This window comes from Antrihabitans stalactiti (assembly GCF_012932915.1).
In the GTDB taxonomy this organism is placed as follows: Bacteria; Actinomycetota; Actinomycetes; order Mycobacteriales; family Mycobacteriaceae; genus Antrihabitans; species Antrihabitans stalactiti.
Genome location: NZ_VCQU01000002.1, coordinates 683,950 through 704,806 on the forward strand (window position 1 = coordinate 683,950; position 20,857 = coordinate 704,806).

Genomic DNA, 20,857 nt, shown 5'->3' on the forward strand with positions numbered 1-20,857 from the left:
CTCAGGTCCTTTTCGAGAGCTCGGCAAGTGGATGACGGACCTTCAACCACGTTTCGTCAGCCAACGTGATCAGCTCGAACGCGGCGTCGCCGGGCAGCCTTTCCACGGCCCGAATTGCGTCCGCTCCGCAGTCGCAGACCACACTGATCGTCACGTCGGTCGCCGACGAAGCAACGACAATTCGAGCTCGCGACCGGCTGTCGGCCAGCAGCATGGACGGAGCGACGAGCAACTCGGTCCGCGCAGTCGCTGGGATGTCAGGCACGTCCGCCGCGATGTCGAACGTGATTGTGGCGCCATTGCTTTCGGCGATGTCGATGCTCGGTTGCAGTTCCTGCAGCAGCGGATGGTCGAAGCTCACGGATTGGGCGAAAAGTCGTCGCATGCGCGCGTCTTCGACACGCGCGGTCGCGCGAACCGCAGGGTCGACGCTGGACAGTTGCGCCGACGCAAGACCGCGGAGCAGCGGCACGACAGCTTTCGACAGATCGTCGAAGCGGCGCCGGTAGTCCCGCTGCAGGGCATCCTCGACTGCCTGTGCCGCAGCGAGCCGAGCACGATCGTTGGTCTCCGCGAGCGCGGTGCGCTCCGCTCGTCGAATCATGTCGGCCAATACGGTGATGAAGATCAACAGACTGCCGCTGCCTGCAGCGCTGTACCCGAGCACTGCGAAACCGGCGCCCTCGACGGACCGCACGCTCGCGACGCCGAACGCCGCAATCCAGGAGGCGACCACCACCGCGAGCGATACAGGCAGCCGGCAGCGAAACGTCAGGGCCAGCAACGTCCAACTCGTACCCGCGATCAGTCGAACGGATTCGCCGAAGAGGCCTTGCAGCGGCGCGACCGCAAACACCAGTCCGATCACCAGCCAGGTCGCAACGGGTGGCCAACTGCGTCTGATGCCGTACGCGGCGAACAGAATGCCTGCGACGTTCGTCGCCATCAGCACTGGTAGCAACCACGTCGGCTCGGTGCCTGCCACGCCGGGTGGTGGCACCGAGAACAAGGCCATGAGACCGGCGGTCATCACGACCCCGTACCCGAGCGCTCGCTGAATGCGCGCAATGCCCCCGGCGGGGTCGGCAATCGGGGCGGGGGCTGTCGACTCATCGGACCGCACGGGCCACGTCATTCGGACGGCAGTTCCGCGTCCAGGCGCGGACGACACAGTCGCTGCACCGCCGATGTGCTGCAGCCGAGCGATGATCGAGTTGCGCACTCCGTGCCGTGCAGCGAATCGCTCACGGGCGGACGAGAACCCGATTCCGTCGTCGGAGATGGCGAGGGATCGGTCCTCGACGTGCACGACCACAGTTTGGGCGTTGGCATGTCGTTCGACGTTGTTGAAGGCCTCCCGTGCCGCAGCAACGACGGTCCGTGCTGTCGCTTCGTCGAGTTCGAGGGATTTCGAGCCCGAGAATCGAACGGCGATCGGAAAGTCGACGACGAGCGTCGCCAGCTGCGCGACGAGATCGATCGTCGTGCCCGTGTCATCGAGCGGCACCAACTCCAGTGTTGCCAGATCGCGCTTCGCTTGGGCTGCGAGGCGGGCAGGATCCACCGCAACGCCCTGGCCGACCATTAGCAAAGTGGATGCGGCGGTGTCGTGCAGCAATGCCCACTGCTCGCGTTCGAACGACCGTCGCGCGAGCGACACCTGGCGAGCAACGTGGGCGCGGTTGCCTTCGGTCAGCGCTTCGTCGGCGAGCTGCGATGCCCGGCGGACCATGCGGCCGATCCACACCGTCAGCCCCCACTCCGCGGCCAACACGAGTCCGTAGCCGAGCGCCAGGGTCGAATATCCGACCACTGACCAGCCAACGATCAACGCCGCCAGAGTCGACGCGGTCACGGCGACGGTGACCGAGGTTCGGGCAACGAGGCCGACCGAGATGATCATCGCCACTGCGACGCTGCCACTTCCGGCTGTGGCTGGCACAACGCCGCCCTCTAGAAGAGACGGCGACCAGCAGATGTAGCCGACGGCAATTGCCATGTCCGCAATCAGCCAGACCGGGCCCGAACGGCGCGTGACCAACCGCGCCACGGACCAGACGACGAGCGTTGCGCTCAGCATCGGCCCTGCAGGCGCGGCCATCTGCCAGACGACGAGATCGACTGCGCCAGTGATCAATACGACGATGTGTCGTAGCCCGAATGCGATCAGTTCGACGAGCCTGCGTGCTTCTCGTGTGGTCAACGGACAGAACCGATCTGGCTGTCCCATTTGCGACTGTCGCGTAAACACCCGACATACACGAGCGCCGGCATCGTGCAGAGTATTTGCCGAGGCGCCGTGCGGTATGTCGCGTTTGCGAGGCGAGGGGTTTCGCAAACTGACGACATCCTCGGCCACCTCGATTCTGATTCCTTGCGACGCAGTTCGACGACGATCTTCCGCCCCCGACGTTGTGGGAACGTTACTTGGTGTGGCGCGTCGGGGCCGCACGGTCCGCGGGATCGGACGCAAGAATGAGGATCGACTGGGGGGAGTTGATCCATGCATCGCCGTCTGCCGATCGCAGCCGAGGCCATGCGCTGGTCGATGGACGGGTGATCAGCGCGGATCGATCCGAAGTGTCGCTTTCGTCCCCTTGTGCGACGTGCCGATCGGTGCCCTACTTGATGTTGTAAGTGCTCGCAGAAAGGGAGGCCCATGCCCGAGCGAGAGCAGTCGCACATCGATAAGAACATCGATCGACGCACAGTGATGATTACCGGTGCGGGGGTTGCTGCCGCCGCATTCGTAGCCGTCGGTTCGAGAGCCGCGCCCAAAGCTTCCGCTACGCCCGCCGAACCCGGCCCGGCGCCCGTGCAGTGCTCGTCGGTTGCGCGGGTGATCGCGCAGACCACCGATATCCCCGTCGGGGGCGGCATGATTCTCGGCGATGTCGTCGTGACGCAACCTACGGCCGGCGACTTCCGAGCGTTCTGCGCAACGTGTACTCATGCGTTCTGCCATCTTTCGACCGTTGCCAACGGAACAATCGATTGCCATTGCCACGGCAGCAAGTTCTATCTGAACGGCAAGGTCGCGCACGGCCCGGCGTTCTTGTCGCTGGCGCCGCGGATGATTCGTGTCGACGGCGAGGCGCTGGTGCTCGAACCCGTTGTGCAGGGTTTGGACATACCGTGCCCAAGTCTGCCGAACGTGCTCCCGAACGAGCCCGAATGGGTGCCGACGATTCCGCCGCTGAGCTGAGACGAGCAGTGCGCAGCACGTCATGATCGCGGTCGTCGATCGTCTCCGTGTGTTCAGCTTGCGCGAATTCGCGGTGCATCGCGGTCGGACTGTTGCCTCGATCGTCGTGATGGCGGTGTCGGCGAGCTACCTGATCGCGGTGTTCGGCATCTTCGGCTCGATATCGGGGTCGGTCGACCGGCTCGCTGGGGGAATCGCGGGAACGGCCGCGCTCGAGGTCGCGGGCATCACCGACGCCGGATTTCCCGACTCGATCGTCGACGATGTCGCTGCGCTTCCGGGCGTTGCAACTGCGGCGCCGATGCTGCGAACGACGGTCGCTACTCCGTCGGGCCACGTGCTGCTGCTCGGCGCGGATGCGAGAAGCGCTGCGCTCGGCAATAACTTGCGCGACGCACTCGGCGGCCGACTCGGCTCGCTGCTCGCGGTGCCCAATGGTGTTCTGATCGGTCCGGGTGTCGGGCATGCGGAAGGCGAGAGCTTCGCGTTGGGAACCGGCACCGTCACCGTCGCGGGGGTGCTGCAGGGCAAACGACTCGCGGACCTCAACGACGGGCATTACATCCTCGCTCCGCTTGCATTGGCGCAGCGCGTCACGAACCGCCCAGGTCAACTCGACTCGATATTGATCACCACCACACCCGATGCCGACCTGGCCACGGTGCGCGCCGCGGTGACAACTGCCGTGAACGGGCGAGCTGTCGTCGGGGACCCGAGCGCACGAGCTGCCCAGGCCAGTGACGGTGTGAAGTTGATGAACTACATGGCGCTGATGGGTGCGACCGTCGCGTTCGTAGTCGGCGCGTTCCTGATGTATACGACTATGACGATGGCGATCACGCAACGCCGTCCGGTCATCTCGATTCTTCGTGCGATCGGCGGTAGACGCACGACGATCGTCCGGGACATGGTGACCGAGGCGGCGATCCTCGGGCTGATCGGTGGAGCGCTCGGTTCGGGCCTCGGAATCGTGCTGGGTCGCGTCGCGATCGGTCGGCTGCCACCCGCCGTGACCCAGGGGCTCGAGGTTCGACTGGAATATTCGCTGCCCGGATTCGCCATTCCTGCCGCGATCGTAGCGACCGTGCTCACCAGCGTGGCAGCGGCCGCTATGGCTGCCCGGCAGGTCTACAAGGTGTCACCGATCGAGGCCTTGGCGTCTGCGGGGGCCTCGACCGCGGATTTCATTCCGCGGTGGCTTCGATTGGTCTGCGGGGTAGGCGCGGTCTTGGTGTTCGCCGGGGCGATCCTCGTTGTAGTGGCGCATGTCGGGCCGATAGCTTTCGCCGCCATGGGCGCACTGTTCGCGGCCGAGATCGCGTTGGGCTTCGCGTTGACCGTCCCGATCGTCCGAGCTACGGCTGCGACGGCGCGGATCTTCGGTTCGGCCGGTGCGCTCGCGGCGGCGACGATCGAGCGCGCGCCGCGGCGGGTGTGGGCCACGGTGATGACCGTCCTTATCGCGGTAGTCACCACCGTCGGGATAACCGGCACAGACAACGACATGATTCGGTCAGCGCGAGGAATCTTCTCCTCGGTCGCCGAGACGGACGTCTGGGTGAGCGCGGACCCGCCGGACACGTATCCGACGACGATCCTCCCGAGTGGGCTGACAGAGCAGGTCGCTGCCGTACCAGGCGTAGCACGGGTGACCGAAGGGTCGTTCGCGTTCGCGGCGGTCGGCGGCAAGCGAGTGCTGCTCGATGGATTCGCTGCACGTACCAACGACTCGCTCTACCGTGCCGTCAGCGAGCAGGTCCGCACGGCAGTGCTCGACGGTCGGGGAGTGGTGGTCACCCAAAACTTGGGAACGGCTCTCGGCGTTGACGTCGGCGACGACCTGGCCTTGCAGACACCACATGGCGAGCAGAACGTGGCTGTCCTTGCGTTGGTGCCGTACTTCTCGACAATCATCGGGACGATCGGCATGAATCTCGATCAATTGCGGCAGTGGTTCGATCGCCCAGGTGCAACAACCCTGCAGGTCGCTGCCGGACCGGGTGTCGATCCAGGCGAGCTGCTGACCGCTGTACGTGCGGTGGTTCCGGCGCCGGGCTACGTCTACGACGGTCCGGCGGCGTTGGTGGGCCTCGAAGCGCCGCTGCAGCAGAGCATGTTCATCGCGACTGCCGTGTGGATCATCGTCGTGTTCGTCGCCGCGATCGCGTTGTTGAACACGTTGACGCTTTCGGTGCTGGAGCGGCGGCGGGAGATCGGCGTCTTGCGGGCGATGGGGTCGAGTCGTCGCTACACCCTGCGAATGATCTTGGCCGAAGCTGCCGGGATCGGTGTGGTCGGTGGTGTTCTGGGGTTGGCATTCGGGTTGGCAGATCAGTGGCTGGTCAGCCTTGTCAGCGGCGACATCATGAATTTCGACGTCAACTTCCGGCCCAGCCCTGCTGCATTGCTCTTCGCCGCGGGTGCGCTCGTCATCAGCCTGCTCGGCTCTGTCCCGCCTGCCGTGCGTGCGGCGCGGCTGAACATCATCGACGCCGTGACCGTCGACTAGTTCGCCGAGTCGGTGAGCGTGGCGAAACCCTGCAGGTGCGGCGTACAGGGCGGCGGCACCAACGTGCGTGGGATGCCGCGCAGGTTCGAGGTGTCGAATCCTGCCGCCGCGATGGCGTCGACTGTGCGCCGGTTGGGCTCGCAGCCCGACGCCAGCCAGGACCACGGTTTGGCGATCAGGTCCTGGAAACGACCCATCGCACCATCGCCACGCACGTGTTCGAGGACGACCAATCGTCCGCCGGGTTTGAGCACCCGGCGAATTTCGGTGAGGGTGGCGCCGACATCATCGACCGAGCACAGCACCAGCCCGACATGAACCGAATCGAAACTGTCGTCCGGAAATGGAATCGACTCACCGACGCCGTCGACGACGTCAGCCTCGATGCCGTGCTTGCGCGCGACGGAGCTGGCCATCCGCCGCATCGCGGGCTCCGGCTCCACTGCGGCGACCGAGGTGACGGCAGGCGGCAGAAACAGGAGATCCGCTCCGGGTCCGATGCCGACCATCAGCAATCGGCCGGTCGCGTTGCTCATTGCCTCGCGCCGATATCGACGGTAGAAGAGCCGGTCGAAAATGGGCATGCCGTACCCGTAGATGTACGGAAAGAGTGGGTTACCGCGTGTCATGCGTTACTCCTTGATCCAGCCGGAACACCGGATAAACGTCGGTCATCAGGGAGGCATAGACCGCGACTCGGTACCGCCAACGAACGATGCCCATCAGCAGGTCGAAGATCCCCTGGTGGACCGTCCCGGTGCAGAGCAGAGCGATGGCCGCAACGAGGCACAGCAATTGCAGCAACGGTTCCATCGCCCATGCGATGAGGTATTGCGGCAGCCCCAGCAGCCACTTCACGAGCACGGCCCATCGCGTCAGTTGTACCGGGTAGTCGACCTCGAGATCGGCGGGGTAGTCGGCCCGAGATTTCAGGGTGAACGGCGGGTATTTGTCGGTCGCGTTCATGGGGAACCGGTAGTTCATCAGTCGCCAGGACCAGCGCAGAACTCCGACGTTGAAGTCGAAGATGGCACGCGGAAATCGTCCGGTGACCAAGACTGCGACGCCGGCGACGACCGTGAGGAGCGGATACGCGATGTAGAGCGCGATCAAGATCGGATAGTGAGGGACGGCCAAGACACACCATTTGACGAGCCACAGCCAGCGTGACGGTGTGTCGGGCTCGGCTCGGACCCGAACCGGGTCCCCGCTGGTCATCGCCCTGGGGAGGTCGCGGTGTGGGCACTGTCGAGGTCCTTTGCGATTGCTGCCGACAACCTGCGATGACTGACCGACCGAAGAAAGGTCGAGAGCACCCAGGTCATGACCGCATCGGGAACCAACGCTGCGGGCCGCATCGCAGCTTCGCCGTGTGATACCTGGAGCGACGCCACCCGCGACACCACCGTGACCCGGTTTCGACGGACCTTCTCGTACCAGCGCAGCGCGGCTGTGACGCCGGACTGGCTCGCTTGGGAGCCAACGCGCGTCAACGCCTCGCACAACACCATCGTGTCGAGCAGTGCTTGGTTGGTGCCCTGGGCCAAGGTGGGCGGCATCGTGTGGGCTGCATCGCCGAGCAGGGTCAACGCGCCCTGATCGACCACCGGCGGAATCGGATGGCGGAAATGCGGATACGGCGAATGCGCAAGATCGTCGGCAGTCAACACGCTCAGGACCGTGTCGACGTTGTCGGACCAGCCTGCGAAATGCGAGCGAATCAACTCGAGTGGACGGTTGGGTCTGATGTAGTCGCGTGTCCACGGCAGGTCGAACCAAAACTGCAGCTCAGCGCCCCCCGCGGGCCACATCCCCAGGTTTCCATGCTCGCCGATGATCACGAAAGCGGTACCCCGGTCGGCGATCTGCGGAACCGATGCCAGTCCTTGCCAGCTGCACCATCCGGTCGGCTGGGCGGCTTGCGCGCCGACGATGTCGCGGACGACCGAGTGCAGACCGTCAGCGCCGATCACCAGATCGCCGGTGGCGAGACTGCCGTCGGCGAACTCGACGCGCATGCCGTCGGCAGTATTCGTCACCGCGACGGCGCAGGATCCGCACCGGACCCGATCCATCGGGAAACCATCGAGTAGGCGCTCCAGGAGCACTCGACGCGGCACCATTCGGACCGGAGCGCCGAGCCGCTCCGCCATCGTTGCGGCGTCGAAGGTGGCGATCTTCCGGCCAGTGGAGGTCATGACCCGCACCGTCGACAGAACCTGGCCTGCCTCCGACATGTCGACGCCCAACTGGGTGAGAACCGTCGCGCCGTTAGGCCAGATGGTCACTGCACCGCCACCCGCTCGCACGGCCGACTTCTGTTCGAAAACCGTGACGTCGTGACCGTCGCGTAGCAGCCCGCGTGCGACGGAGATCCCGCCTACGCCGGCTCCGATTACGAGGACCCGGAGCTGTGGGATCACCCGCGCTCGATGATCGAGGCGAGGCCGACGGTGAAATCGACCGTGATCGGCGAACGTCCACACTCTTCGATTATGGGCGTCGCTGATTACCAGCCGCGACTCTTCCATTCATCGAGGTGTGGGCGCTCGGTGCCCAGCGTCGTGTCGTCGCCGTGGCCGGGGTAGACGATGGTGCTGTCGGGATAGCGGTCGAAGATTTTCGCCGTCACATCGGCGAAGAGTGACGCGAAGTTTTCGGGTGAGGTCGTTCGGCCGAGCCCACCGGGAAACAGCGAGTCGCCGGTGAACAGATGCACGGTCCCGTCGCCGTCGGTCAGGGCCAACGCGACCGAGCCGGGTGTGTGGCCGCGCAGGTGGACGACCTCCAACTGCAGGTCACCGACCGTGACAACCTCGCCGTCGGTCAACGTGCGGTCCGGGGTGACGGGCAGTGGTTTGGCGTCGAGCGAATGGGCGGCTGTCGATTTGGCGGATGGTGCGACGGCGGCCAAGGCCTGCCAGTGGTCGGCATGCTGATGGGTCGTGACCAGCAAGTCCAGTGCGTTCGGCGCCACGGTGTCGAGCAGCGCAGTCAGTCGGTCGGCCTCGTTGGCGGCGTCGATTAGGAGTGCGCGCCCTGTCGCGGAACACTGGACCACGTACGCGTTGTTGTCCATGGGGCCGACTGAGAGTTTGACGATGCTCGCGCCGGGCAATACCCGGCGTTGAGGTGTAGAACCGGGGGAGACGTGGCCGGTGTAGGTGTCGTCGATGGCGATGGGCTGGTCCATATCCCGAACGGTACTCGGCGGTTGCGACGCAATCGCCTACAACAAACTTGTCGGTGGGACCACGTAGCCTCTCCAACCGTGGAGACGAGAAGGGATTGCCTGTGGCGGATCGCCTGATAGTGCGCGGTGCGCGCGAGCACAACCTGCGCGGAGTCGACCTCGATTTACCAAGAGACAGCCTGATCGTTTTCACCGGGCTGTCCGGGTCTGGTAAGTCGAGTCTCGCATTCGACACGATCTTCGCCGAAGGGCAGCGCCGGTATGTCGAGTCGCTGTCCGCGTACGCCCGCCAGTTCCTCGGCCAGATGGACAAGCCGGATGTCGACTTCATCGAGGGCTTGTCGCCTGCGGTCTCGATCGACCAGAAGTCGACCAACCGCAACCCGCGATCGACGGTCGGCACGATCACCGAGGTCTTCGACTATCTCCGTCTCCTCTACGCGCGCGCGGGGTCCGCGCACTGCCCGGTCTGCGGCGAGCTGATTGCGAAGCAAACTCCGCAGCAGATCGTCGACCAGGTGCTTGCCATGGAAGAGGGCATCCGCTTCCAGGTGCTCGCGCCCGTGGTCCGTACTCGTAAAGGCGAGTTCGTCGACCTCTTCGATCAGCTGCACTCGCAGGGCTATTCCCGTGTTCGCATCGACGGCGTCGTGCACCAGCTGACGGATCCGCCGAAGCTGAAGAAACAGGAGAAGCACGACATCGAGGTCGTGGTCGACCGCCTCACGGTCAAGCCGACGTCGAAGCAGCGGCTCACCGATTCGGTGGAGACCGCGTTGCGCTTGGCAGATGGCATCGTCGTTCTCGAGTTCGTCGATCGCGACGAGAAGGCGCACGACCGCGAGCGTCGCTTCTCGGAGAAGCTTGCCTGCCCGAACAGCCATCCGCTCGATATCGACGATCTCGAGCCGCGGTCGTTCTCGTTCAACTCGCCGTACGGCGCGTGCCCAGAGTGCACGGGCCTCGGCATCCGGAAAGAGGTCGACCCCGACCTCGTGGTTCCAGACCCGGAACTGAGCCTCGAGGACGGCGCGATCGCGCCGTGGTCCGTGGGTCAGGCGTCGGAGTACTTCGGTCGGCTGCTGTCGGGGCTTGCCGAGATCCTCGGCTTCTCGATGTCGACGCCGTGGAAGGATTTGCCGCCCAAGGCTCGAAAAGCCGTGCTGGAGGGCAGTTCTGACCAGGTCCATGTGAAGTACAAGAACCGGTACGGCCGAGTTCGCTCGTATTACGCCGACTTCGAAGGCGTCATGCCGTTCCTGCATCGCCGTATGGAGGCGACGGAATCGGATGCGATGAAGGAGCGGTACGACGGCTACATGCGCGATGTGCCGTGCCCTGCATGCAACGGTGCGCGGCTGCGTCCCGAGATTCTCGCCGTCACCATCGCCGCAGGCGATGACAAGAAGTCGATCGCCGAGGTCAGCGCACTGTCGATCACCGAGTGCGCCGAATTCCTCGGCAACCTCACACTCGGTCCGCGCGAGAAGGCGATCGCCGGGCAAGTGCTCAAAGAGGTCCAGGCCAGGTTGGGCTTTCTGCTCGACGTGGGCCTGCAGTACCTTTCGCTTTCGCGTGCGGCCGGAACCTTGTCCGGCGGCGAAGCGCAGCGCATCCGCCTCGCGACACAGATCGGGTCGGGCTTGGTCGGCGTGCTGTACGTTCTCGACGAACCGTCGATCGGTCTGCACCAGCGCGACAACCGCAGACTCATCGAGACACTCACCCGGCTGCGCGACATGGGCAACACGCTCATCGTCGTCGAGCACGACGAAGACACCATCCGGGCATCGGACTGGGTGGTCGACATCGGCCCGCTGGCAGGCGAACACGGTGGCCGGGTGGTGCACAGCGGTCCTTATCAAGAGTTGCTCACCGATCCGGAATCCATCACGGGCGCATACCTTTCCGGTCGTTCCGAGATACCTGTTCCGCTGGTACGGCGGATCGCGAACCGCAAGAAGCAGGTCACGGTGGTCGGAGCCCGCGAGCACAACCTGCAAGGCATCGATGTCAGCTTCCCGCTCGGCCTGCTGACAGCGGTCACGGGCGTCAGCGGATCCGGTAAGTCGACGCTGGTCAACGACATCCTCGCGACCGTCATGGCGAACAAGCTCAACGGCGCACGCCAGGTTCCCGGTCGGCACACGAGGGTCAACGGCCTCGATCAGCTCGACAAGCTCGTGCAGGTCGATCAGTCGCCGATCGGTCGTACCCCGCGGTCGAATGCGGCGACCTACACCGGTGTGTTCGACAAGATCCGGACGCTGTTCGCGGCAACGACGGAGGCGAAGGTCCGCGGCTACCAGCCAGGCCGGTTCTCGTTCAACGTCAAGGGCGGCCGGTGCGAGGCGTGCTCGGGCGACGGCACGTTGAAGATCGAGATGAACTTCCTGCCGGACGTTTATGTGCCGTGCGAGGTGTGTCACGGCGCGCGGTACAACCGCGAGACCCTCGAAGTCCACTACAAGGGGAAGACCATCGCCGAGGTTCTCGACATGCCGATCGAGGAGGCAGCCGAGTTCCTCGAACCGATCACGTCGATTCACCGCTACCTGCAGACGCTGGTGGACGTCGGACTCGGTTACGTGCGGCTCGGCCAGCCAGCACCGACACTGTCCGGTGGTGAAGCGCAGCGCGTCAAGCTTGCCGCCGAATTGCAGAAGCGGTCGACCGGACGCACTGCCTATATCCTCGACGAGCCAACGACCGGCCTGCACTTCGAGGACATTCGAAAGCTGCTGCTCGTGGTGAACGGCCTTGTCGACAAGGGCAATACGGTCATCGTGATCGAGCACAACCTCGACGTCATCAAGACGTCGGACTGGGTGGTCGACATGGGACCGGAGGGCGGGTCCGGCGGCGGCGTCGTCGTCGCGGAGGGCACACCCGAGGACATTGCCGAGGTCGCGGACAGCTACACAGGGCAGTTCTTGAAGCAAGTCCTGGAACGCACGCCACCACCACGCAAGAAGCGGACTCGCAAACCCGCGACCGTCGCCTAAGGCGCCCGGCCGACCGAGTAGGCGGCCGCCGCGTTTCGCACGTCGAGCAGGTATTTGGTCGACTGGTTGTAGGTTTTGACGGCCCGCTGCCAGCCGTCCGGTGACGTGAGGTCGCCGCCGCTGACGCACAGGTATTTTCCGGCGGTCAGTGCTGCGTCGTCGATGCTGTCGTGGTCGGCGAACCCGTCGCCATTGGCGTCTGTGCCGAACCGCTTCCAGGTTTCCGGGATGAACTGGAACGGGCCCATCGCGCGGTCGTAATCGGGGTCGCCGTCCAACGCTCCGCCATCGGTGTCGGCAATGACGGCCACACCGGGCGACCCGTCGAGCGGTACGCCCCGAATCGGCGGACTGACTTTTCCATCGGCCTCCACCTCGGAGCCGTGATAGGTACCGTGCTTGCTTTCGATCGCCGCGATGCCGGCCAATGTCGTCCAGGCGATGCCGCAATCCGGTCGGCTCCGGGCCATCACCGCTGCCGCGTAGCCATACGCCTCCAACGACACGATAGGGATGCCGAGGTCGGGGGAAAGGTCCATCGCCCACGAACGAAGCTGACCAGCTGTGCGCCCTGGCGCATCGAGATCGATCGGTGGGACAGCGATGCCCGCCCCTGGTGGGATCCCTTCCGGAATGTCTACGAGATCGTGGCGATCTCGTGCAACGAGTGCGACGAAAGCTAGACCGATCAGCAGAATCACGACGAGGCCAACGGTGAACGCACCCAGTCCGCGCAATGTCTGTCTGCCGCTCACCTTTTCCAGAGTATGCGTTGGACTAGGCTGCTCCTCTGTGACTAGAGCCGTCGTCGTCCGGTCGATACTGCTAGTGGCTCTGCTGCTTTCGGCGGCGAGTATGTGCCCGGCGATCGCCGATGCGGCGCCCGGATCGGTCGTCGACAACGAGCCGCTGCCGCGCGAAATCTGGGTGCCTGGTTCCGCGGATGCTCGTCGCCTCACCTACTGGACCACCGGACCCGACGGTCCAGCATTGAGCAGCGGCGCGGTCTATCTCCCGGCCGGGCAGCCACCGCCCGGCGGGTGGCCTGTCGTCGCCTGGGCGCACGGCACCCTCGGACTCGGTGACCAATGCGCGTACAGCATCCACGGTCCGTTGCTTCCCGAACGCGATTACCCCTACCTGCAGACGTGGATGTCGAAAGGCTATGCGGTCGTCGCCTCGGACTACGTCGGCCACGGAACCCCTGGCCCCACCGAGTATTTGAACGGCATCGTCGAAGCCCACAGCGTCGTCGACATGGTGAAGGCCAGCACGAGTGAGTTCCCGGCGCTCTCGAAAAAGTGGGTCGTCATCGGCCAGTCGCAGGGCGCAGGCGCTGCGATGACGACTGCGCGATATGCCACCGAGTTCGGCGGCTCCGACCTCGATTATCGCGGCGCAGTCGCGACCGGAGTGCCGTCCTACATCGAGGATCTGGTGTCGAAGCTGGGTCCATCGGTGCCGCCGATCACGCTCGGCCACAGCCTCAACACCTACCTCGTCTACATCCTCAACGGTCTACGCGCGACCTACCCGGCTCTGGATATCGATTCGTTGCTGACCCCGCAGGGCGTCGCGCTGCTGAATCAGGCCGACACCCTGTGCTACGACGAATTCGGTGACGTCGTCGGAGGTTTGGCGATCGGCTCGCTGTTCACCCGACCGCTGTCCGCGATTCCCGGAATCGACCAGATCTTGCGCGGCTATATGGGAATTCCCGAAACCGGCTACGACCGACCCTTCTTCATCGGACAAGGCCTCTTCGACACCGACGTTCCGCCCCCGACCACCATGGCCTTGGCAGCCAGGCTCGCGGCCAACAACGAGCCGATCACCTTCCGCGCCTACCCGACCACTCACAGCGGAACGATGAACCAATCCTTGCCCGACACAGTGCCTTTCGTCGCGGGATTGTTCGGCTAGCCCCTTGAGCGCCGAAAGTGCAGTTTTTCAGGCAATTTCGGCGGTTCTTGCCTGAACAATGACACTCTCGCCGAACTCGCTCGACTAGCCCTCACGAAGCGTCGAGCGCATAGAAATGGTGGCGAAATCAGCCCTCGGAGCCACCATTTGTATGCACTGGGTCTCAGCGGTTCGCGACCTTATCGATGATCTCGGCAAGTTCGGCGGGCTTGGAGAACATCGGCCAATGACTGGTGGGCAGGTCGATGTATTCGGCGTCGATTTCGCGCAGTTCCTGGGCCATCGGGTGACCGGCATCGCGGAATTGCAGCAGGACCTCGGACGGCAGCGCATTGCAGACGATTGTCGTGGGAACGTTCCGCCGAGCCGGGTTGGACAGCGCTAACGGTTCACGTGCGACGAGCGCAGGCTCCGGGACCGCGAGTTCGCGGATGCGCGCCAAGGTCGCGTCGTCGAGTCCGTCGAGGCTGTTGCCTGAGGCCTCTTGCTCCGCCCACGTCGGCAGCGGCCACTCGGTGAGTGATTCGTCGAGTTCGGAGTTGATGGCGAGCCCATCGGCGAGGGGGCCAGCGTCGATGTAGATCACGCGCTCGAATCGGTCGGGCGCGATATCCGTCGCGATGTATGCCGGTCCAGCGCCGCCGCTGTGTGCCACGAGAACCGAACCTTTGTCGGCGACGTCGAGGATGGCGCGAGCCTGATCCGAGAGCGTGACGCCGGCCCGATCGGCGTCGGGCGCCAGACCTGGCAGCGTCAATGACGTCACTCGGTTTCCTCGTTCGCGTAGGTCAGCGGCAACGGCGTCCCATGCCCACGCGCCGAGCCAAAATCCTGGGACGAGAACGATGTGCTTTGTCATGCCAGCCACAATGCCATCGGCCTGGTGACACCTGCCTGTCACTATTTATGTCACGATTTATCGATGCAGCGAGCGGCCCGACTTCACGCGATCATGGAGGAACTGCGCCGCGTCGGTGACCGTGGCCGAACAGCCGAACAACTCGCACACCTGTTGGAAGTCACGACGCGGACGATCAAACGCGACATCGCGACTTTGCAGGCGGCCGGCAGCGCCATCGCGGCGCAGGCGGGTCCGGGCGGCGGGTACTTCCTCATCGGCCAGCCGTCGCTGCCACCGGTCAATTTCACATCGGCGCAGGCAGTCGCGATCGCGGTCGCGTTGGCGATGAACCGCGACGCGCCGTACGCACAGGACGGTCGCGCTGCGCTGGCCAAGCTGCTCGATGTCATGGACCCCGCCTCTCGGCAGCAGGTCGAGAAAGTGGGCGCACGGGTGTGGGTGCGTGGGGCCGACGGTTCGGCGGCGACTATCCGCCGAGCGATCGAGGAGGGCGTGGAGCGGAACCTCGTCGTCTCGCTCGGCTACACGGACGGCGACGGAAACCGATCCCTCCGCAGAGTCGAGCCACAGCTTTTGGCGTTCACCGACGGCCATTGGTACGTCATCGGATGGTGTCTGACGCGCAACGCTGTGCGGTGGTTCCGCCTCGACCGCGTGACCGATGCAGCGGTCACGACACGCCAGTTCGAGCCGCGTGACCCCGCTGTCTTCGGCGAGCCACCAGCCGACGCGTTTCCGATCCGCGGGTGAACCGTAAAGCTTACGATCGACCGAGGTTGAACGCCGATCTCGGAGGTGTGCGATGGCCAGCACAGGACAGTACGACCACGCGCGCCGTTCGCGAGCGGCGTGCGTTCTCGAATTCCTCGTGCTGGCCGGGGGAGCAGCGCTCATCGCTTTGGCAGTCGCGGTGTGGGCAATCTACGGACTGCTCCAGGTCATGAGCCTCAGCTCGCTCGTCTGGTGGGCGATCGGCGTCGTCCTCCTGGGCGGCGGGATCTTCCTCGCAGGGTGGTTCGGCGTACTCGAATACTGGGACGGCCGACCGTGGCGCGAATTGGCAGACAAGGGCCGCGCCGGCCAAACCGAAACCGTGCGCACGGCTGATGGTGCCAAGCTGCACGTCGAAGTGGAGGGACCGGCGAACGCGCAGACGACGGTCGTCTTCGTGCACGGGATTCAGATGAACGCGAGCTCGTGGCGTTTTCAGCGAGCAGCGTTGGCGGACAGCTCGGTCCGCAGGGTCAGCTACGACGCGCGTGGGCACGGCAAGTCCGACGCGCGAAAGCTGGACCAGAAGGTCCGCGGTGTGCGGCAACTGGCAGAGGACTTGGGGTTGGTCATCGATGCCACCGCGCGGACCGGCCGACTCGTCCTGTGCGGCCATTCGATGGGTGGCTTGACCGTTCTTGCGCTCCCCGTCGTTCGCCCGGATCTCGCCCTCCGCACCAGCGGTTACGTGCTGTGCTCGGCGACGCCGGACCGACTCGGCACGACCATGACCTTCGGCCTGTGGCGGATTCTCTCGCCGGTCAGCTGGCTGATGCGTCGTGAAGCGGCCGGTTTCCTGTTGGTGCTCGACGCGCTGCCCAGGTTCGTTCCGCGATTGATGGGGCTGGCGCCGTACCTGCTGTCGCTGCGATATTTCGCAATTGGCAAACGGGGTTCCAAGAAGGCGTTACGCACGACTGCATCGATCGTCTACGCCAACGGTTTTCGCCAGACCGGCGACCTCGTCGCGGCGATTCTCGATCACGACGAGCGGCCGACGTTGGCCGCGTTGGGCGACGCGCATGTCGCTGTGATCGAGGGTGCCAAGGATCGAATCGTTCCCGCCCGAGATCGCAATTTCATCGGTTCGCTACCCGATGCGACGCTGACGACTGTCGACAAATGCGGGCACATGACGATCCTCGAGGCCAAGGACGAAGTCAACGCCGAGCTGCTTCGCATCGTCACGGCAGTCGAGAGCGAGAGCGTCGGCGCCGGACCGAACATCGTCATGTCGAAAAACGATGCCGCGACCGAGACCAACGAGCCTATGACGCCCGCTTACAAGTCGACCGGCGGCAGCATCATCGACAGCCTGGGTGACCTGGTCGAGACGGTCGAGGGCATGACCCCAGCCGGACCGATACGGGACGGCCTGCATGGGATTCACAAATTGCTAGGTGTCCAGCACGAGAACCATTAGGTCCAGACGGGTCCGGTCAGCTTCTCTCCCGGGCCTTTGCCTGGCTCGTCGGGGTGCGCAGACGATTCGCGGAACGCCTTCTGCAGCGCCTGCAAGCCCTCGCGGATCGGACCAGCGTGCGGACCGAGGTACTCGACCGACGCCGTGACCAGGCCGGCGAGCGCAGTGATCACCCGACGCGCTTCGTCGAGGTCACGGTGGGGGCTGTTATCCGGGTCCGGATCGGACAGTCCCAGCTTCTCGGCTGCCGAACTCATCAGCATCACTGCAGCTCGGCTGATTACCTCGACCGCAGGGACGTCGGCTAGCTCACGGACGGGTTGGTCGCTCACGGGTGCCGACGCTACCGTTCCCGTGCGCGTGTCTCACTGCCAGAGGGGTGAAAATCACGCACAGTTTCCGACGATTCGGTCGCGACGTGCATAAATGCTAGACTTCTCCCCGACGACCTCCCTGAACGGTTCATGCGAACCCTCAGGGCAGTAAGTGGAGCCCGACTCCCACCGTTGCGCGGCAAGCACACGCTACGGTTCCGGTCGCTCGTTCGAGGCGTCTTGCATTAGACACCGCGAATGAGCTCCCTCGATATTTTCGAGGGGTTGTCGCCATGCCTATGGGCTGTGCGTCAGCAGATCGGTCGACAATCGGGCCTCGCATCGGAAACGACGCGGGGTTCTTTGCGTTGAGTACGGGAAGGGTTCCAGGCTGCGGGCGGTTGTCATAAGGACACCGCTCTACCTAGGAGGCCCCATCACCACAGAGACCCGCATCAACGATCGCATCCGTGTTCCCGAGGTCCGTCTTATCGGACCAGGCGGTGAGCAGGTTGGGATCGTGCGTGTTGAAGATGCACTTCGCGTCGCCCTCGAAGCCGACCTCGACCTCGTCGAGGTTGCTCCCGATGCCCGTCCACCGGTCTGCAAGATCATGGACTACGGCAAGTTCAAATACGAGACGGCGCAGAAAGCGCGGGAGTCTCGCAAGAACCAACAACAGACTGTCATCAAGGAGCAGAAGCTCCGTCCCAAGATCGACGATCACGACTACGAGACGAAGAAGCGCAACGTGATTCGCTTCCTCGAGGTCGGTTCGAAGGTCAAGGTGACGATCATGTTCCGCGGTCGCGAGCAGTCCAGGCCCGAATTGGGTTACCGGTTGCTGCAGCGTCTAGCCGCGGACGTCGTCGAGTTGGGATTCGTCGAGACTTCGGCAAAGCAAGATGGCCGCAACATGACCATGGTGCTCGCGCCCCACAAGGGTGCGAAAACCCGCGTGGCGGCTCACCAGCGCGCATCGGATCCGCCCGCAACGGCAGCTCCGCAGGCGCCTGCAGCACCCGCTGCACCGAGCGGCGAAGCCACCAGCGGCTAGACCACCACATTTCACAATGTGAACAGAGCACGACCGAGAACCAGGGGATTTCAATGCCAAAGATGAAGAGCCACAGCGGCGCCTCGAAGCGATTCAAGGTGTCCGGGCGCGGCAAGCTGCTCCGCGAGCAGGCAAACCGTCGCCACCTGCTCGAGCACAAGTCCAGCCGCCGGACCCGTCGCCTCGAGGGCACGGAGTCGGTTGCAAAGGTTGACGCTCCGCGCATCAAGCGCTTGCTCGGTATCTAACTTGACCATCGGGGCGTAACTGCCCCCAGATCGACAGGATTTTCCAGTGGCACGCGTTAAAAGGGCGGTCAACGCCCAGAAGAAGCGTCGGAGTGTACTCGAGGCATCGAAGGGCTACCGCGGTCAGCGTTCGCGCCTCTACCGCAAGGCCAAGGAGCAGCAGCTCCACTCGCTCGGCTACGCATACCGCGACCGCCGGGCGCGCAAGGGTGATTTCCGCAAGCTGTGGATCACCCGCATCAACGCCGCGGCTCGCGCCAACGACATCACGTACAACCGCTTCGTCCAGGGCCTCAAGGCCGCTGGCGTAGAGGTCGACCGCAAGATCCTCGCGGAACTCGCGGTGTCGGACGCCGAGGCGTTCGCCGGCTTGGTTGCGATCGCGAAGGCAGCACTGCCTTCGGATGTAAACGCTGCCAACGCACCGGCTGCTTGATTCACGACCCACGACCCGTGGAGCCCCTCACCGAGCGGACTCCACGGGTCGTCTCGTCTGTAAAGCTGCATCGCACTGCCGATCGTAAGAAGACCGGCGAGTTCCTCGCGGAGGGAGCGAACGCGGTCGGGTCGGCACTCGACGGGGGCCATGTCAGCGAGCTGTTCTACACAGCCGACGCCGGCGCACGCGCGATGGCGCTCGTCGATCGTGCGTTGAAGTCAGGACTGCGGGCATCGCTCGTCAACGACAAGGCCGCCCGAGCACTGGGAGACACGGTCACGCCGCCAGGACTGGTCGCCGTCTGCCGCCAGATCGACGTTCCGTTGTCGCAAGTGCTCGGCGCAAAGCCGCGGTTGCTGGCCGTTCCGATCGACATAGCCGACCCAGGCAACGCAGGCACTGTGGTTCGCGTTGCTGATGCGGTCGGCGCCGACGGAGTCGTCTTCGCAGGCAACACGGTCGATCCGCACAACGGCAAGTGTGTCCGCGCGTCCGCAGGCAGCCTGTTCCATATCCCCATCGCACGGGAGCGCAGCATCGACTCGGTGCTCGACAGCCTGACCGATATTCGGTTGTTCGCCACCGCGGCCGATGGTGAAGTAGATCTGGACGATGCAGACGAACTGCTCGACGGCCCGACCGCATGGCTGTTCGGCAACGAAGCCCATGGTCTGCCGTCCAGCGTTCTCGCTCGCGCCGATCACCGCATTCGCATCCCGATCCAGGGCCGTGCGGAGAGCTTGAATCTGGCTACGGCAGCGGCGATCTGTCTGTATGCGAGCTCACGCGCGCAACGAAGGGGCAAATCAATCTCGTAGGATCAAATTCCTACATAGACGAGGTCAGGAGTTGGCACCATGGATCCGCTGAGCGAAGAGTCCCTCGCAGCGGCAGCCGCCGCAGCTGAGAAGGCGTTCGCGGCGGCGGCCGATTTGGACGCGCTCGCCGAAGCCAAAACCGAGCATCTGGGCGACAAGTCTCCTATTGCGCTGGCGCGCCGCGGCATGGGTGCACTGCCGAAAGACCAGAAAGCCGACGCAGGCAAGCGAGTGAACGCCGCGCGGGTTCGGGTCAACAACGCTTACGAAGCACGCCGCGCCGTGCTGCTCGCCGAACGCGACGCCGCAGTCCTGGAAGCCGAGTCGATCGACGTGACGCTGCCGGCAACCCGTCGAGCTCTCGGCGCTCGCCATCCGATCACCGTCATCTCCGAGCAGGTCGCCGATATCTTCGTCGCGATGGGCTGGGAGGTTGCCGAGGGGCCGGAGGTCGAGACCGAGCACTTCAACTTCGACGCACTGAACTTCTTGCCCGATCACCCGGCACGGACGATGCAGGACACCTTCCACGTCGCGCCCGAGGGATCCCGGCAGGTACTGCGGACCCATACGTCGCCGGTCCAGATCAGGACGATGCTCGAGCGTGAGCTGCCCATCTACGTCGTCTGCCCCGGCCGGACCTTTCGTACCGACGAACTCGACGCGACCCACACGCCGGTGTTCTCGCAGATCGAGGGCTTGGCGGTCGACAAGGGCCTGACGATGGCGCATCTGCGGGGGACGCTCGATGCGTTCGCGCGCGGCATCCTGGGTCCGGACGCACGAACCCGCATGCGCCCCAATTACTTCCCGTTCACCGAGCCGTCTGCCGAGGTCGACGTCTGGTTCCCGAGCAAGAAGGGTGGCGCGGGCTGGATCGAGTGGGGCGGCTGCGGCATGGTGAATCCGAATGTGTTGCGCGCATGCGGCATCGATCCCGAGGTCTACACAGGCTTCGCGTTCGGCATGGGCCTCGAGCGAACCCTGCAGTTCCGCAACGACATCGACGACATGCGCGACATCGTCGAAGGCGATGTCCGGTTCACGCTGCCATTCGGCGTGCAGGCCTGAGAAAGAAAGCGACTTCGAC

19 protein-coding genes are annotated in these 20,857 nt (G+C 64.6%); 11 read left to right on the forward strand and 8 right to left on the reverse strand.

Going from position 1 to position 20,857, the window contains the following annotated elements; translation table 11 throughout:
• Position 1: 1 nt before the first annotated feature.
• Complete coding sequence (locus FGL95_RS08915; protein ID WP_169585832.1) at positions 2 to 2,203, reverse strand: ATP-binding protein; 2,202 nt, start codon at positions 2,201 to 2,203, stop codon at positions 2 to 4.
• Between the two features lie 456 nt (positions 2,204 to 2,659).
• Between FGL95_RS08915 and FGL95_RS08920 the strand changes: the two genes are divergently transcribed.
• Both FGL95_RS08920 and FGL95_RS08925 read left to right on the forward strand, forming a co-directional pair.
• Positions 2,660 to 3,205: a QcrA and Rieske domain-containing protein gene (locus tag FGL95_RS08920; RefSeq protein ID WP_169585833.1), complete on the forward strand. Its 546-nt coding sequence runs from the start codon at positions 2,660 to 2,662 to the stop codon at positions 3,203 to 3,205.
• A gap of 22 nt (positions 3,206 to 3,227) precedes the next feature.
• Entirely contained in the window at positions 3,228 to 5,714 is a 2,487-nt protein-coding gene (locus FGL95_RS08925; protein ID WP_169585834.1) for an ABC transporter permease, read from the forward strand.
• Here FGL95_RS08925 and FGL95_RS08930 read toward each other — a convergent pair.
• From FGL95_RS08930 to FGL95_RS08945, 4 genes are all read right to left on the reverse strand, one after another.
• Complete coding sequence (locus FGL95_RS08930) at positions 5,711 to 6,343, reverse strand: class I SAM-dependent methyltransferase (protein ID WP_169585835.1); 633 nt, start codon at positions 6,341 to 6,343, stop codon at positions 5,711 to 5,713. The two genes, FGL95_RS08925 and FGL95_RS08930, sit on opposite strands and share 4 nt — an antisense overlap.
• Positions 6,330 to 6,932, reverse strand: coding sequence for a DUF4389 domain-containing protein (locus FGL95_RS08935; protein ID WP_169585836.1), 603 nt, complete (start codon positions 6,930 to 6,932; stop codon positions 6,330 to 6,332). Before FGL95_RS08935 ends, FGL95_RS08930 begins: the two co-directional genes overlap by 14 nt.
• Positions 6,929 to 8,134 (reverse strand): FAD-dependent oxidoreductase, encoded by a 1,206-nt coding sequence (locus tag FGL95_RS08940; RefSeq protein ID WP_338079785.1) that lies wholly within the window; start codon positions 8,132 to 8,134, stop codon positions 6,929 to 6,931. Before FGL95_RS08940 ends, FGL95_RS08935 begins: the two co-directional genes overlap by 4 nt.
• A gap of 89 nt (positions 8,135 to 8,223) precedes the next feature.
• On the reverse strand, positions 8,224 to 8,907 hold the full coding sequence (locus FGL95_RS08945; RefSeq protein WP_169585838.1) for an MBL fold metallo-hydrolase: 684 nt from the start codon (positions 8,905 to 8,907) through the stop codon (positions 8,224 to 8,226).
• A gap of 101 nt (positions 8,908 to 9,008) precedes the next feature.
• Between FGL95_RS08945 and uvrA the strand changes: the two genes are divergently transcribed.
• Entirely contained in the window at positions 9,009 to 11,912 is a 2,904-nt protein-coding gene (gene uvrA, locus FGL95_RS08950) for an excinuclease ABC subunit UvrA (RefSeq protein ID WP_169585839.1), read from the forward strand.
• Here the strand turns inward: uvrA and FGL95_RS08955 are convergent.
• Entirely contained in the window at positions 11,909 to 12,607 is a 699-nt protein-coding gene (locus FGL95_RS08955; protein WP_240962900.1) for a lytic transglycosylase domain-containing protein, read from the reverse strand. The genes uvrA and FGL95_RS08955 overlap by 4 nt on opposite strands.
• A 97-nt stretch (positions 12,608 to 12,704) precedes the next feature.
• On the opposite strand from FGL95_RS08955, the gene FGL95_RS08960 reads away from it, so the two are divergent.
• Entirely contained in the window at positions 12,705 to 13,835 is a 1,131-nt protein-coding gene (locus FGL95_RS08960) for a lipase family protein (RefSeq protein WP_420838029.1), read from the forward strand.
• A gap of 163 nt (positions 13,836 to 13,998) precedes the next feature.
• Here the strand turns inward: FGL95_RS08960 and FGL95_RS08965 are convergent, their stop codons facing one another.
• Positions 13,999 to 14,694: an alpha/beta fold hydrolase gene (locus FGL95_RS08965; protein ID WP_169585841.1), complete on the reverse strand. Its 696-nt coding sequence runs from the start codon at positions 14,692 to 14,694 to the stop codon at positions 13,999 to 14,001.
• Between the two features lie 63 nt (positions 14,695 to 14,757).
• On the opposite strand from FGL95_RS08965, the gene FGL95_RS08970 reads away from it, so the two are divergent.
• Complete coding sequence (locus FGL95_RS08970) at positions 14,758 to 15,447, forward strand: helix-turn-helix transcriptional regulator (RefSeq protein ID WP_169585842.1); 690 nt, start codon at positions 14,758 to 14,760, stop codon at positions 15,445 to 15,447.
• Positions 15,448 to 15,499: 52 nt separating this feature from the next.
• The gene (locus FGL95_RS08975; protein WP_169585843.1) at positions 15,500 to 16,891 is read left to right on the forward strand and encodes an alpha/beta fold hydrolase; all 1,392 of its coding nucleotides are present in this window, start codon (positions 15,500 to 15,502) and stop codon (positions 16,889 to 16,891) included.
• Here FGL95_RS08975 and FGL95_RS08980 read toward each other — a convergent pair.
• Positions 16,888 to 17,223, reverse strand: coding sequence for a DUF1844 domain-containing protein (locus FGL95_RS08980; protein WP_169585844.1), 336 nt, complete (start codon positions 17,221 to 17,223; stop codon positions 16,888 to 16,890). The genes FGL95_RS08975 and FGL95_RS08980 overlap by 4 nt on opposite strands.
• A 373-nt stretch (positions 17,224 to 17,596) precedes the next feature.
• Here FGL95_RS08980 and infC point away from each other — a divergent pair, with 373 nt between their 5' ends.
• Genes infC through pheS form a run of 5 tightly spaced genes read left to right on the forward strand, consistent with a single transcriptional unit; the run spans position 17,597 to position 20,838 of the window.
• Entirely contained in the window at positions 17,597 to 18,262 is a 666-nt protein-coding gene (infC, locus tag FGL95_RS08985) for a translation initiation factor IF-3 (protein WP_206071703.1), read from the forward strand.
• Between the two features lie 53 nt (positions 18,263 to 18,315).
• Positions 18,316 to 18,510, forward strand: a complete 195-nt coding sequence (gene rpmI / locus FGL95_RS08990) for a 50S ribosomal protein L35 (protein WP_169585845.1) — start codon at positions 18,316 to 18,318, stop codon at positions 18,508 to 18,510.
• Between the two features lie 46 nt (positions 18,511 to 18,556).
• On the forward strand, positions 18,557 to 18,946 hold the full coding sequence (gene rplT / locus FGL95_RS08995; protein WP_169585846.1) for a 50S ribosomal protein L20: 390 nt from the start codon (positions 18,557 to 18,559) through the stop codon (positions 18,944 to 18,946).
• Between the two features lie 17 nt (positions 18,947 to 18,963).
• Entirely contained in the window at positions 18,964 to 19,767 is an 804-nt protein-coding gene (locus tag FGL95_RS09000) for a TrmH family RNA methyltransferase (RefSeq protein ID WP_169585847.1), read from the forward strand.
• A gap of 39 nt (positions 19,768 to 19,806) precedes the next feature.
• Positions 19,807 to 20,838: a phenylalanine--tRNA ligase subunit alpha gene (gene pheS / locus FGL95_RS09005; protein ID WP_169585848.1), complete on the forward strand. Its 1,032-nt coding sequence runs from the start codon at positions 19,807 to 19,809 to the stop codon at positions 20,836 to 20,838.
• Positions 20,839 to 20,857: the final 19 nt, after the last annotated feature.